This is a genomic window from Prochlorococcus marinus str. MIT 9314 (genome assembly GCF_000760035.1).
GTDB lineage: Bacteria > Cyanobacteriota > Cyanobacteriia > PCC-6307 > Cyanobiaceae > Prochlorococcus_A > Prochlorococcus_A marinus_B.
In genome coordinates, this window is the sequence record NZ_JNAO01000008.1 from 12,917 (window position 1) to 26,302 (window position 13,386).

General features: G+C 33.2%; 18 protein-coding genes and 2 tRNA genes. 15 read left to right on the forward strand and 5 right to left on the reverse strand.

Going from position 1 to position 13,386, the window contains the following annotated elements; genetic code table 11:
• Positions 1 to 87 precede the first annotated feature (87 nt).
• The 6 genes from EU98_RS05710 (at position 88) to gltX (ending at position 2,926) form a co-directional block, all read left to right on the forward strand.
• Positions 88 to 396, forward strand: coding sequence for a PepSY domain-containing protein (locus tag EU98_RS05710; RefSeq protein ID WP_032515510.1), 309 nt, complete (start codon positions 88 to 90; stop codon positions 394 to 396).
• A gap of 32 nt (positions 397 to 428) precedes the next feature.
• Positions 429 to 899, forward strand: a complete 471-nt coding sequence (rplS, locus tag EU98_RS05705) for a 50S ribosomal protein L19 (protein ID WP_032515511.1) — start codon at positions 429 to 431, stop codon at positions 897 to 899.
• Between the two features lie 53 nt (positions 900 to 952).
• Positions 953 to 1,025: transfer RNA gene (locus EU98_RS05700), tRNA-Trp, on the forward strand.
• 35 nt (positions 1,026 to 1,060) lie between these two features.
• Positions 1,061 to 1,255, forward strand: coding sequence for a hypothetical protein (locus tag EU98_RS05695; RefSeq protein ID WP_032515512.1), 195 nt, complete (start codon positions 1,061 to 1,063; stop codon positions 1,253 to 1,255).
• Between the two features lie 149 nt (positions 1,256 to 1,404).
• Positions 1,405 to 1,478 (forward strand) — tRNA-Asp (locus EU98_RS05690).
• A 17-nt stretch (positions 1,479 to 1,495) separates the two neighbouring features.
• Positions 1,496 to 2,926, forward strand: a complete 1,431-nt coding sequence (gene gltX, locus EU98_RS05685; RefSeq protein ID WP_032515720.1) for a glutamate--tRNA ligase — start codon at positions 1,496 to 1,498, stop codon at positions 2,924 to 2,926.
• On the opposite strand, the gene EU98_RS05680 is transcribed toward gltX, so the two are convergent.
• The 3 genes from EU98_RS05680 to tsaD form a co-directional block, all read right to left on the reverse strand.
• Entirely contained in the window at positions 2,927 to 4,132 is a 1,206-nt protein-coding gene (locus tag EU98_RS05680; protein WP_032515513.1) for a cation:proton antiporter, read from the reverse strand.
• Between the two features lie 163 nt (positions 4,133 to 4,295).
• The gene (locus EU98_RS05675) at positions 4,296 to 4,472 is read right to left on the reverse strand and encodes a high light inducible protein (RefSeq protein ID WP_025933243.1); all 177 of its coding nucleotides are present in this window, start codon (positions 4,470 to 4,472) and stop codon (positions 4,296 to 4,298) included.
• Positions 4,473 to 4,477: 5 nt separating this feature from the next.
• The gene (gene tsaD / locus EU98_RS05670; RefSeq protein ID WP_032515514.1) at positions 4,478 to 5,548 is read right to left on the reverse strand and encodes a tRNA (adenosine(37)-N6)-threonylcarbamoyltransferase complex transferase subunit TsaD; all 1,071 of its coding nucleotides are present in this window, start codon (positions 5,546 to 5,548) and stop codon (positions 4,478 to 4,480) included.
• Positions 5,549 to 5,623: 75 nt separating this feature from the next.
• Between tsaD and EU98_RS05665 the strand changes: the two genes are divergently transcribed.
• Entirely contained in the window at positions 5,624 to 6,178 is a 555-nt protein-coding gene (locus EU98_RS05665) for a photosystem I reaction center subunit III (protein ID WP_032515515.1), read from the forward strand.
• A 25-nt stretch (positions 6,179 to 6,203) separates the two neighbouring features.
• The gene (gene psaJ, locus EU98_RS05660) at positions 6,204 to 6,338 is read left to right on the forward strand and encodes a photosystem I reaction center subunit IX (RefSeq protein ID WP_011862490.1); all 135 of its coding nucleotides are present in this window, start codon (positions 6,204 to 6,206) and stop codon (positions 6,336 to 6,338) included.
• Between the two features lie 14 nt (positions 6,339 to 6,352).
• Here psaJ and gmk read toward each other — a convergent pair whose 3' ends face one another.
• Positions 6,353 to 6,907, reverse strand: coding sequence for a guanylate kinase (gmk, locus tag EU98_RS05655; protein WP_032515516.1), 555 nt, complete (start codon positions 6,905 to 6,907; stop codon positions 6,353 to 6,355).
• A gap of 73 nt (positions 6,908 to 6,980) precedes the next feature.
• Between gmk and EU98_RS05650 the strand changes: the two genes are divergently transcribed.
• The 3 genes from EU98_RS05650 to tatC all read left to right on the forward strand — a co-directional run bounded on the left by EU98_RS05650 (position 6,981) and on the right by tatC (position 9,810).
• Complete coding sequence (locus EU98_RS05650) at positions 6,981 to 8,681, forward strand: Rqc2 family fibronectin-binding protein (RefSeq protein ID WP_032515721.1); 1,701 nt, start codon at positions 6,981 to 6,983, stop codon at positions 8,679 to 8,681.
• Positions 8,682 to 8,710: 29 nt separating this feature from the next.
• Positions 8,711 to 8,971, forward strand: a complete 261-nt coding sequence (locus tag EU98_RS05645) for a hypothetical protein (protein ID WP_011376025.1) — start codon at positions 8,711 to 8,713, stop codon at positions 8,969 to 8,971.
• Between the two features lie 80 nt (positions 8,972 to 9,051).
• Complete coding sequence (gene tatC / locus EU98_RS05640; RefSeq protein WP_032515517.1) at positions 9,052 to 9,810, forward strand: twin-arginine translocase subunit TatC; 759 nt, start codon at positions 9,052 to 9,054, stop codon at positions 9,808 to 9,810.
• Here tatC and EU98_RS0108885 read toward each other — a convergent pair.
• Entirely contained in the window at positions 9,779 to 10,096 is a 318-nt protein-coding gene (locus EU98_RS0108885) for a DUF3067 family protein (RefSeq protein WP_025890486.1), read from the reverse strand. The genes tatC and EU98_RS0108885 overlap by 32 nt on opposite strands.
• Positions 10,097 to 10,219: 123 nt before the next feature.
• Between EU98_RS0108885 and petC the strand changes: the two genes are divergently transcribed.
• The 4 genes from petC to cobM are packed head-to-tail and all read left to right on the forward strand — an operon-like array spanning position 10,220 to position 13,366.
• Entirely contained in the window at positions 10,220 to 10,756 is a 537-nt protein-coding gene (gene petC / locus EU98_RS05635) for a cytochrome b6-f complex iron-sulfur subunit (RefSeq protein ID WP_011817974.1), read from the forward strand.
• A 25-nt stretch (positions 10,757 to 10,781) separates the two neighbouring features.
• On the forward strand, positions 10,782 to 11,714 hold the full coding sequence (petA, locus tag EU98_RS05630; protein WP_413353150.1) for a cytochrome f: 933 nt from the start codon (positions 10,782 to 10,784) through the stop codon (positions 11,712 to 11,714).
• 10 nt (positions 11,715 to 11,724) lie between these two features.
• Positions 11,725 to 12,618, forward strand: coding sequence for a prolipoprotein diacylglyceryl transferase (lgt, locus tag EU98_RS05625; RefSeq protein ID WP_032515518.1), 894 nt, complete (start codon positions 11,725 to 11,727; stop codon positions 12,616 to 12,618).
• A complete protein-coding gene (gene cobM / locus EU98_RS05620; RefSeq protein WP_032515724.1) occupies positions 12,611 to 13,366 on the forward strand; it encodes a precorrin-4 C(11)-methyltransferase in 756 nt (251 codons plus the stop codon). Before lgt ends, cobM begins: the two co-directional genes overlap by 8 nt.
• Positions 13,367 to 13,386: the final 20 nt, after the last annotated feature.

Below are 13,386 nucleotides of genomic sequence, written 5' to 3' on the forward strand. Positions count from 1 at the left end.
ATAATAGTAATAGGTAAATATCTTCAAAATAGCCTTTATGGTCTCGGCTACCTTAAATCTATCAATAACAATGGGAAAGGAACGAAAATGAAAACTTTATTTAATTCTAGGCAATTTCATAAGGCTTTGGCGCCTTGGGTTTTTCTTCCATTATTTATATCTTCAATTACTGGTCTTCTTTATAGGGTTTCAAAAGATTTACTAGGTTACTCTAGAGAAGAAGTCCATTGGTTAATGTCTCTCCATGAGGGCGAATGGCTTGGAGATAATGGAGAACTTATATACGTAATATTGAATTCCCTTGGAGTTTTATGGATGCTCGTAACAGGATTTCAAATGTTTTCAAAAACAATTTCATTTACCAAAAAGGTTACTAAAGGCGAGTCAAAAGGTTAAGATATAAAACTTGTAGGACAATAAAGACCAAAATGGCCAAAGAGAAACAAGAGAACGAATTAGAAACCAGTATTAAAGCTGACTCATCAGTTGATGTAGCAGTTAAACAAAAAGAAAAAAATACGGTTTCTGAGACTAAGCAAACCTTAAGCGCATCAAATCTTATTAGGGAATTTGAGAATGAACAATTAAAAAAAGAATTACCTGAAATATATGTTGGGGACACTGTTAAAGTTGGAGTAAAAATTACAGAAGGTAATAAAGAAAGAGTCCAACCTTATGAAGGCGTTGTCATAGCAAAAAGGCATGGAGGTATTAACCAGACTATTACAGTTAGAAGAATTTTTCAGGGTATAGGTGTTGAAAGAGTATTTATGCTACATAGTCCACAGGTTGCCTCTCTAAAAGTTGAACGTAGAGGTAAAGTAAGAAGAGCTAAGTTATTCTATCTGAGAGATAGAGTAGGAAAAGCTACTCGCGTAAAACAACGCTTTGATCGATAAAGTTGTAAATTAATCAACTTATTGGTCACAAAGACGCTTATAATCATTTAAATGCGTCGTTAGTTCAGTTGGTAGAACGCAGGTCTCCAAAACCTGATGTCGGGGGTTCAAGTCCTCCACGACGCGTTTGATCAACATTATGTAAATCACTTTTTCATAAGATGGAGTCAGATCTTCAACCTGGGGACGTAGTTAAAGTCCTCGAATCAGCAGCTTTAGGATGGGTTCGTGCAAGAGTTATCAGAGTTAAGTCTGGTGGGAGAGTTGTCGTACAAAGTGACCAAGGCAGAGAATTTACTGCTAGAGGCAATCAGGTTAGGTTGATAGAACCTGCTGGTTTTAGGCCTCAAAAATAAATAGTTGTTTATACTGAAACAGGTAAAAAACTAATTATTTATGTAAATCCTCAAATTAATAAATTTTTTTTATTACAACCCAATAAATTAAGTATTATGATCTGATAATTTTAAGAATGGAGTTCTAAATAAATTTAGAACAAAACTCTGGGACCGTAGTTCAACTGGTTAGAGCACCGCCCTGTCACGGCGGAAGTTGCGGGTTCGAATCCCGTCGGTCCCGTTTTTTCTAAAAGAAATTTGGAAAAACGTTTAAGACTAGCCCCAAGTCCAACGGGTTTATTTCATATTGGGACAGCGCGGACAGCACTATTCAACTGGTTGTATGCAAAAAAAATAGGTGGGAAATTTCTTATCAGAATAGAAGATACAGATTTCCTTCGATCTAAATCTGAATATACAAAAAATATATTAGAGGGCTTGAAATGGCTTGGGCTTAAATGGGATGAAGAGCCTATAAAGCAAAGTGAACGAATTTTGATTCACAAAAGTCATATCAAAAAGCTATTGGAATGTGGAGCAGCATATAGGTGCTTTACAACAGAAGATGAAATATCTGAATTAAGAGAAGAACAAAATAAGAAAGGATTACCTCCAAAGCATGATAATAGGCACAGAAGTCTTTCAAAAAAAGAAATAGAAACGTTCATTTCTCAAGGGAAGACTTCAGTAATAAGGTTTAAGATTGATGAAAAAATTGAAATAAAATGGGTAGATCAAATAAGAGGTGAAATCAAATGGCATGGGAAGGATTTGGGAGGTGATTTAGTTTTGTCAAGAAGGGCAAAGGGATATGAGATTGGAGATCCTTTGTATAATCTTGCAGTTGTAGTTGATGACAATTTTATGAATATTTCTCATGTTGTAAGGGGTGAAGACCATATTTCGAACACTGCAAAACAAATATTGATTTATAAAGCATTAAATTTTAATTTGCCAACTTTTTCGCATACACCCTTAATACTAAATAGCGAAGGGAAAAAATTATCTAAAAGAGATTGCGTTACTTCAATCGACGAATTTAGAGAAATGGGATATTTACCTGAGGCCTTATCTAATTATATGGCCTTTTTAGGTTGGTCTCCAAAATCTGCCGAAAGAGAAATTCTTTCACTTGAAGAGATATCTGAAATTTTTGAATTATCAGAAATTAATAAAGCCGGAGCCAAATTCAGTTGGGAAAAACTCAACTGGATTAATTCTCAACATATAAAAAATATGGAAACAATAAAGTTAAGTGAGATCATGATGAAATACTGGAATGATAATGGTTGGGTGCCGCCATCTCAAGAATGGGGTTATAAACTAGCAATTTTGCTTAGAGACTCTATGACTCTTTTGAAAGATTCAATTGATCAATCAAAACCATTTTTCTTAATACCTACAATTCAAAAAGAAGGTCAAGATTTTCTGAAAAGCGATGATAGCAAATTATCTCTAAAACTAATCTTAAATTATTTAATTGAGCATCACACTATAAAACTTAATAAAGAGAAAGCCAAAGAAATAATAAACGAAATCTCAAAAATGCATAATATTAAAAAAGGGATATTAATGAAATCATTAAGAGTAGCTTTTTTTGGATCTCTCAGTGGTCCAGACCTAATTCAAAGTTGGGAGCTTTTTGCTGAGAGTAAAAGTGATAGAACTCGAATTGAAAGATGTATTTAATCAATCTAAATTATTTTTTTGGCCTAATTCAAGCTTATTTGCCAAAGGTTTAGCTGAAAGGCCTTGTATTCCTACTGTCATTAATATAGTAAGAAAAACTAAACCTTGGAGACGGCCAGCCCCAAGGATACCAGCCTGCTCTAATCTGATAGAAAAAAGAGAAGCAACAGCTGCAGTAACAATACCTCTAGGGGCTAACCAGGCTAAAAATATTTTTTCTTTTAAGTTCAATTCTCTTCCCATTGTTGCTATCCAGATAGAGATTGGTCGAACAATTACCATCAACATAAAAACGCAAACAACCCCTCCCCAGCCAAGCGGACTTAATTCACCCCAAGAAACGTCAGCGGCCAAAAGAGGGAAAAGAACTGTTATTGCTAATTGAGCTAATTCACCTATTAGATTATCCAATCTATCTTTATCTATAACTTCTCTTTTTCCTACAATAAAACCTGCCGCGACTGAAGCCGGCAAGCCTGATTCTGGTAAAAAATATTCGCAAATTCCATACACAAGGAAAATAAATCCAAGGGTAACTTGAAGCTCAATACCAAATGAGGCTTCATTTTTTATTTTTTTTAAAATTTCTGATAGTAGCCATCCTGCACTTAATCCAATTAAGACTCCTCCCCCTAATCTCTGCATTAATGCTATAAATACGTCATTAATCCCACGAAGGTCCCCTAAAGTCAGTTCTAAAAGCAGTAATGCTAGTACTGCACCAATTGGTTCAAGCAACAACCCTTCAGCTTTTAAAACTTCCGAGAGTGGGGAAGCTAATTTTATTTGTTCCACTAATGGAGAGACAACTGTTGGTCCAGTAGCTAGAACTATGGCACTATATATTCCTGCGACTTGCCATGATAGGCCAGCCAGCAAATGAGCAATAAAAATTCCAGCTGATAATGAAATAAAAAGTCTTACTAATGAAATTTTCAAAACAGTATTTCTTATATTACCCTCAGGCAATTTTAAATTTAATCCCCCTTCAAAAAGAACCAAACAGACCAAAAGCCCCACAATAGTTTCAAGACCTTGCCCAAGATCTAAAGGCTCAACGAGTCCTAATCCTGATCTTCCAATAAATAATCCAGAAAGCAATAAAATAACAACACTTGGGAATCCTGTAAAAGAAGAAAATAATCGAGCGCAAGCACCTGCAAATACAGTTATCCCCCACAGTAATCCAAGCCTTTCAGGCGTCATATAAAATTATAAATAATAAAAATATTACCTATTTTGATTAAATCAATAATCTTATCTCTAGTCCAATAAATACAATACTTTTTAATTTAATTTATTGGCTGAACAAAAGTAATTTTTATTAAATCGTTCAAAACTACTTTTAAGAAAATGAATTTTATTTCTATTAAGAAAACTGGCTTATTAAAGCAATAATTATAAAAATAATTCCTATACCAACAGTTGCCATCCTTCCATTCCATATTTCAGCTTGAGGGGTAAAACCTCTTTTCCACAAATTCAGTTCCTTTTTATCAACGAAGTTTTTTGTCTCTTTAATCTCGATTTTAGGTTGTTTGTTCATTGAAGTTAAAAAGGAGGATTTTCTTCATAAAGGGTATTTGCTTGTTCAATTGATAGTCTTCCTGCGACACCTAATTTAAGGGAACTTAAATGATCCTTAAATTTGATCCTGAACAACGCCGCCGCTCCAATCATTGCAGCATTATCTGTACAAAGATTAAGAGGAGCTAAATGAACTTTAATAGATTTTTTACTAGCTTCACTAATCATCATTTTTCTTAATGTATTGTTAGCAGCCACTCCCCCAACCAAAACAACATTATCCAAGCTATAGTCTTCTGCGCATTTTATTGTTCTCTCTACCAAGACCTCTGCCACTACTCTCTCAAAACTTGCAGCAATATCAGGAATTGGAACGGTCTTCCCATCCAAATTTATTCTCTCAATTAATCTTAGTACGGCAGTTTTTAAACCACTAAAAGAGAAATCATATTTAAGAAATCCACCTTTTTTATCAGAAATCCTACATTTTGGTAAATTAAATTTCATTGGGTCCCCTTTTTTAGCAATCTTTTCAATTGCCGGTCCTCCTGGATAACTTAGACCTAATAGTCTGCCAACTTTATCAAAGGCTTCTCCAGCAGCATCATCAAAACTTTTCCCAAGTCTTTGCATTCCCCTTCTATCATCAACTTTTATCAATTCAGTATGCCCGCCGCTAACAAGTAGTGTAAGAAAAGATTTCTTTGGATAGTTTTCTGAAAAAAGAATTGAAGATAAATGCCCCTCTAAATGATGAATTCCCAAAAATGGTTTTGAATGTAACATGCAAAGTGATCTTGCAGTTATAGAGCCAACTCTTAAACAACCAACTAATCCAGGAGCTACAGTTGATGCAATATAATCGACTTCCTCAATTTTGATTTTTGATTCTTCTAAAGCCTCATCCAAAACAAGAGGTAATAATTCTAAATGCTTTCTAGCTGCGAGTTCAGGCACAACTCCTCCCCATTTTGAATGATCTTCAATTTGAGAAGCTATAATATTTGAATGTATTCTGAAAGTATCGCCAATATTAGAAACTATTGAGACAGATGTCTCATCACAACTTGTTTCAATAGCTAAAACTTTATGCATTTTTGATTCAACTTGTTCTATTTTAATATTAATTTCTTACTTAACACACTACTAAGGAATTAAAGATTGCAACTTATGAAATTCTTTTTTTCAATCATAACCTCAGTTTTTCTGTTCCTCGGAATTACTCCAGTCGCTCTAGCTGCAAATGGGCCTGCCTTAAACGCAGATAGAGCTAGCACAGAATATACTGCTTCAGCCCTCACAAAATGCGCCGAAAATCCCAAATTCATTGAGAGAGCAAGTTCTGCTACTACACAAAAAGACATCGCAAGATTTGAAAGATACGGAAAAGCATCATGCGGAGATGATGGTCTTCCACATTTAATAATTGGTCCTCCTCTTGAGCCTTGGGGAGCACTTTTAAATAGAGGTCATGAAGGAGATTTACTTATTCCTGGAATATTGTTCATTTACATTGCTGGAATTATAGGTTGGTCAGGAAGAGAGTATCTAATTGAATCAAAAAAGACTAAGAATCCAGCAGATCTTGAGATCATTATTGACCTAGACTTAGCGAGAAAATGTCTTGTAAAAGGAGCGCAATGGCCTCTTCTTGCTAATAAACAAGGTAGAAATGGTGATTTAAGAGAGAAAGATAACAATATTACACTTAATGGTCCTCGCTAAAAATCTTTAAACTTTCATAAAAAAAATGTTCAAAATTCTAAACACAAAATTTGTCAGATCTGCTCCAGTGGTAGCAGCTATTTGGCTAAGCCTTACAGCTGGAATAATTATTGAATTTAATAGGTTTTTCCCAGATTTATTATTCCATCCAATGAGTTGAAAAAGAGAAAATAATCAAGTTTTTATTAACTTGATTATTTTTTTTGCTGTTTCATCAACATTGTTATTTGTTAATGCAAAATCAAATTGATTTGATACTGAAATCTCATAATTAGCCCTTAAGAGTCTTTTTTTAATTGCCTCTTCTTTTTCTGTACCTCTATTTCTTATTCTTCTCTCTAACTCTTCTTTATCCGGAGGAAGTAAAAATATTGACAGTGAATTAGGAAACTTATTTTTTATTTGCCTTGCACCCTCTACTTCAATTTCAAGTAGTACGGTAAATCCCTTTTCAATTTTCTCATTAACAGAAGACAAAGGCGTTCCATAGTAGTTTCCAGCGAATTGAGCCCATTCAAGGAACAGGTTTCGTTCAATCATTTCTTTAAACTTTTCTTGATTTAAAAAGTAGTAATTTTCTCCTTCCTTCTCTCCATCTCTAGGTTCTCGAGTAGTTGCAGATATTGAAAGCCAAAAATTTTTTTCTTTACCTAATATTTCTTTAATAACTGTTCCTTTACCTACCCCGCTGGGTCCAGTAAGGATAATAAGTTTTTTTTGATTTTTCATATTAAATTTTTTACAGTAAAATAAACGTCTTGTGAATTAAGAAGGAATAATGCAAAAAGGTGTTCCACAGATAATGGACATTACATCTATTAGATCTGTCTTGCATTATTTGACAAGGAATATCTTACCTACAAAGTTTGAAACTGCCCAACAACCAGAGCCCAATACAATTCAATTATGTTTCAGAGGAGTTGATTCTCAAACATGGTTAGAAGTTTCATGGAATGGAGACTCTCCTAGAATACTAAAGATAAATAAGCCAGAAAAGATTGGGAGAGAAAGCACACTTTCTAAACAAATAAGATATGGATTAAAGTATATGGCTTTAATTTCGATTGATCAAGATGATTTCGAGAGAGTTATAAAATTTAGTTTTGCGAAAAAACCTGGAGATGAAATTAATAAGTATTTAATTTTTGAATTAATGGGAAAACATAGTAATATTTTTTATCTGGATAATAAACAAAAAATAATTGCCGTTGGTAAACAAATTAAATCAAGTCAATCTAGTTTTAGAACAATTTCAACAGGATCAATTTATTCTGGCCCTCCAGTCAATCTCAAAAAACAACCTAGAGAAGATGAGTCTTTTCAATCATGGAAAGACTCAATTTCAATAGTGCCTGAGTCATTGAAATACTGTTTAATAAATACCTATCAAGGAGTAAGCCCTATCCTCACAAAACAATTAGAGGTTTTTAGCGCAACTGTTAATTCAGAAATAATGGAAAAAAATATTGATTTCATTAGCAACTCAGACTTAAAGGAGATATTTAAAAATTGGAAGATTTGGATAAATAGGTTTAAAAACAATAACTTTTATTTTTCTACATTCAACAAAGATTTTTATTGCGTTTGGTTTTTTAATAAGGAAATTAATTGCGAAAATAAAATAGATTTATGCACAAGTTTAGAGAATTATTATGATTATCATCTGAAACAAAAAAAGCTTGAATTATTGGAAAAGAAAATTGAAGGGATAATTTTTAAACAGACCAATACTGAGAAAAAGAATTTAAATATTCAATATGATCTTCTGACAAAATCAGAAAACTACGAGATATATAAAGAAAAAGCTGATAATATATTCGCCTCACATGAAATTAAAAAACAAGATATTACAAAGGGACAAAAACTATATAAAAAATCAAAAAAACTAAAGAGATCTAGAGAATTAATAAAAGAAAGATTAAGTATTTACAAAACAAATATAGAGAGATTAGACGAATTCACTACGCTTCTAGAAAATTTAAATTCTTTAAATCATGAAAAACTTTCTATGAGAATCAAACTGCTAGAAGAAATTATGGAAGAAATTTGTAACGAGTTTAATATCAATATCAAAAAGCAAAGAGAAGATCAGAAAAGTACATATGAGATAGAGTCTTCACCAATTCAAGTTGACACTCCCACAGGATTAAAGCTTCAGGTAGGGAGAAATATGAGGCAAAATGATTTAATAAGCTTTAAGTTCTCAAAAAAAGGCGATTTATGGTTTCATGCACAGGAATCACCAGGAAGTCATGTAGTTTTGAAGTCTTCATCTCAAGTAGCATCTGAACAAGATCTTCAAATAGCTGCAGATTTAGCTGCTTTATTTAGTAAGGCAAAAAGAAACATTAAAGTTCCAATTAATTTGGTAAAGATTAAAGATTTGCAAAAAATCAAAAACGGAGGACCGGGTTGCGTTTCTTTTAAGAATGGAGAAATTATTTGGGGAAATCCTACAAGAGGAGAAGATTACATTAAAAAAAATCTTAAAACAGAAATTTAGTTTATAATAAAAAAAATTTTTAAAACTAAATGTTTGATTTTCTTTTAGGCACTCATGAATTTTTAGGAAATCATAGTTTTCCAGAATTTATTGTTGGATATCTATTTGGTGCCGCATTAATAATTGGAGCTCCTACTGTTTTCTTACTACTTGCCTTCGTAAGCGCTTTAATGAAAACAAATGGGAAAATGGGTGGTTATAGAGAATATGAAACATATGGTGAATCATCTTTAAATGATGCCCCTCCTTTTTTATTACCAGATCCAACAAATCCTAAATTAAGCAAATAATTAAGTTAATCGAACAATAAATTGGACTTTGACAATAGTAGTTTTAAACCTTTTTCTTACACAATTTTTATCAAATAATAATGAAAGGTACAGGTCAAAGTGAAAAAAAATTATCAGATTCAATGAGTTTTAGTGATCATTTAGAGGAGCTTCGTCGAAGGATACTAAACTCAATTTACTCAATACTTATTTCAATATTCTTTAGTTTTCTCATCATAAAGCCATTAATATCTTTTTTAGAAATTCCAGCTGGTGATATTCATTTACTACAACTTGCTCCAGGAGAGTTTTTATTTGTCGCTATTAAAGTTGCAGGTTACAGCGGATTGATAGTTTCTATGCCTTATATTTTTTATCAAATAATATTATTCATTTCTCCTGGTTTAACAAAACAAGAAAAAAGCCTTATCTTGCCTGCAGTTTTTGGTTCAGGTCTTCTATTTTTTTTAGGATTAATTTTTTCATGGTGGATATTAGTCCCTGCAGCAATAAATTTCTTCATTAGTTTTGGTGCTGATATTGTTGAACCAACTTGGTCTATAGAAAGATATTTTGATTTTGTTCTCTTATTAATGTCTAGCACTGCAATAGCTTTTCAATTGCCAGTATTACAATTTATCCTTGGTTCTCTTGGAATAATCACAACAGAAAAAATGATTTCAAATTGGAAGATAGTTGTAATTTCCTCTGCAATATTATCTGCAGTGATTACCCCTTCAACTGACCCATTGACTATGTCATTACTATCTATATCGATTGTGTTTTTATTTTTTGTGGGTACTGGATTAACTTACTTATCAGAAAATCTTAAGTCAAAAACTCTTTCATCTTCTCATTAAGATCTAATTGCAAGCTGACAGCTCTACCTAACCTTGGCTTAGCATTGACTTTCTTTAGCCATTCCCTTACTTCTTCTGAATATCCACATCTATTTAAAATCTCGATTTTATCAGCTATTGATTTTTTATATTCATCTTCACTTAAAGGGAACGATTCCTGTCCAAGAAATCCCCACATCATTTGAAAATAAACGAATTTTCCTCTTCTAAAGAGTCTAAAATCATATTTTTTCCCCCAGCGATGAATCAAATAATGTATAACTTCATCTACTAGCAATGGGTTCATTTAAATCAATTAATTAAGACTTCCTAAACTTTTACTTTAAATTATTAAAAGTCCTATCTATTTGCAACAGAAAATGAACAATTTGATCCATAATAACTAATAAATAACAGAACCAAGTAGCGAATGACTCAATTAAGTTCCAATGATGTCCCTTCTATGGGTCGAAGGCAATTTATGAATCTTCTTACATTTGGTACTGCAACTGGTGTAGCTTTAGGAGCCCTTTACCCTGTAGCGAATTATTTCATGCCTCTAAGAGCAGGCGGTGGTGGTGGTGGAACTTCTGCTAAAGATGAATTAGGGAATCCAATAACTAAGACAGGTTGGTTAGCTACCCATCAAGCAGGAGACAGAAGTCTAGTTCAGGGTTTAAAGGGAGATCCAACTTATTTAATAGTTAATGAGGGTGGGGAAATAGGAGAATTTGGTTTAAATGCAATTTGTACTCATTTAGGTTGTGTTGTCCCATGGGATAGTGGTGCTAATAAATTTATATGTCCTTGTCATGGCAGTCAGTACGATACTAACGGGAAGGTAGTAAGAGGGCCTGCGCCTTTATCTTTAGCTTTAGCTCATGTCGATATTGAAGATGATGCTGTACTCGTCAAACAATGGTCAGAAACTGACTTTAGAACTAATGAAAATCCATGGTGGGCATAAAAAAATGAAAGGTCTTAAAAATCAAATCATGAAAAAAACAAGTTTATTTATCTGTACTTTGCTTTGCATTTCAAGCATTGTGTTTTACCCAAAGATCAGTTTTGCTTATCCATTTTGGGCTCAGCAAAACTACGAATCCCCAAGAGAAGCCACAGGGAAGATAGTCTGTGCAAATTGTCATCTAGCTCAGATGCCTACAATTGCAGAGGTTCCACAATCTGTTGGAGCAGACAGCGTTTTCAAAGCTGTAGTCAAAATACCCTACAAAAATGATTTAAAAGAGATAGGGGCTGATGGTTCGGAAGTCCCATTACAAGTTGGTGCTGTTGTAATGCTACCTGATGGCTTTAAACTTGCTCCACAAGAAAGATGGACCGATGAAATAAAAGAGGAGACAGAAGGGGTTTATTTCACTAATTACAGTGAGGAGAAAGATAATATCATTATCGTCGGACCTTTACCTGGCGATACCAATAAAGAAATCGTTTTCCCTGTACTTTCCCCAGACCCATCCACTAATAAAGAATATCACTATGGGAAATACTCATTACATATTGGAGGCAATAGAGGTAGAGGTCAGGTATATCCAACTGGAGATAAGAGCAATAATGTAGTATTCACTTCTTCCACCGCAGGAACTATAAATTCAATAGAAACAATTGAAGATGGTAGCTATCAAGTCAATATAGAAAACGATAATGGTGAAATAACTACTGAAGCAGTCCCTCTTGGTCCTCAACTTATTGTAAAAGAGCAAGACAAAATTAATATAGGTGACCCTCTTACTAATGATCCCAACGTTGGTGGCTTTGGGCAATTAGATGCTGAGGTTGTACTTCAGAGCCCTTATAGAGTTATTGGATTGATTGCATTCTTCATTGGTGTAGGCTTAACACAAATACTTTTGGTATTAAAGAAAAAACAAGTAGAAAAAGTGCAAGCAGCAGAGGGTATCTAACTTTCTCTAAATGCTTATACTTCAAGCTTTTATACAATCTCCAGGAGAAACTTTTTTAAATTTAGGATTTATAACTATTAGATGGTACGGACTTCTTATTTCGGTTTCAGTTTTAATAGGCCTATTTGTTTCTAAAAAACTAGCAAAGTCAAGAAATATTGACCCAGAGTACATTAGTGAAATACTTCCATCATTAATAATCTCTTCAATAATTGGAGCTAGAGCTTATTACGTAATTTTTGAGTGGAGGCAATATAGCGGAGAGAACTTTTTTACTTCTTTTGAACTATTCAAAAACATCATTCAAATACCTTCTTTTCTTGCAGTTTGGGAAGGAGGCATAGCAATCCATGGAGGTCTAATTGGAGGATTAATATCTATTATCTACTTCTGTAAGTCGAAAAAAATTAATTTAAAAACTTTTATAGATATATTAATACCCTCGATTATTCTTGGACAATCAATAGGAAGGTGGGGAAATTTTTTCAATAATGAAGCATTTGGAGTTCCTACAAATTTGCCATGGAAATTATTTATACCTATCCAAAATAGGCCTTTAGAATTTATTAATTATGAATTTTTTCATCCTACATTTCTATATGAGTCATTGTGGAATCTTTTAATTTTCATCGTCCTTATTATTACCTTTAATAAACAAAATAAAACAGATTTTTTCAGGCCTGGCTTTATTAGCTGTCTTTATTTAATAAGTTATAGCTTTGGAAGATTCTGGATTGAAGGTTTAAGAACTGACCCACTATGCATTGGTGGACTTCCACCTTTTTGTGATGGCGGTATAAGAATGGCTCAATTTATAAGTATTTTTCTATTTTCTTCTGGATTAATTGGAATATTTTTTTTAAGATTGAGAACATATAGTGGGAAAAATAGAAAGAATGGATAACAAAATATCCTTTATTGGTGTTGGTCCAGGCGATCCAGAATTATTAACTTTAAAAGCATTAAAAAAGATAAAAATTGCAGATGTTATTATTTGGACTGATTCTCTAATTCCTGAAAAGATATTAGATTCTGCTAAAGAAGGTTCTGAAAAAATAAAAACGAGTTCCCTCAACTTAGAGCAAATCACATCAATCATGATAGAAAAATTTCAGGCAGGGAAAACTGTTGTAAGGTTGCATGATGGAGACCCTTGCCTTTTTGGTGCAATTAGAGAGCAAATCGAAATTTTAAAAAACGAAAAAATTGAAATCGAGGTTGTTCCTGGAGTAAGTGCTTTTCAAGTTGCTGCAGCATATCATGAAGCTGAGTTAACCATCCCTGAATTAACGCAAACAATAATTTTAACTAGAGCAGGTGGGCGCACAGGGATGCCCGAGAAAGAATCCCTTAAAGATCTCGCGAAACACAATTCCTCTTTATGTCTTTATCTAAGTGCTAGGCATGTGAAAAGGTCTCAAGAAACTTTACTAGAGTTTTACCCTCCAGAGACTAAAGTGATAGTTGGATTTAGAGTATCTTGGGATGATGGTTGGACATCATTAATAGAATTAAAAGATATGGAAAAATTTTCTATTGAGAAAAAACTAATTAGAACAACCATTTACATAATTAGCCCAGCAATTAGTAATTCTCAAAAAAGATCTAATCTTTATAATCCATCTTATAAGCATCTCTTTAGGAATAAATAATCTTAAAGTTGATAGAAAAA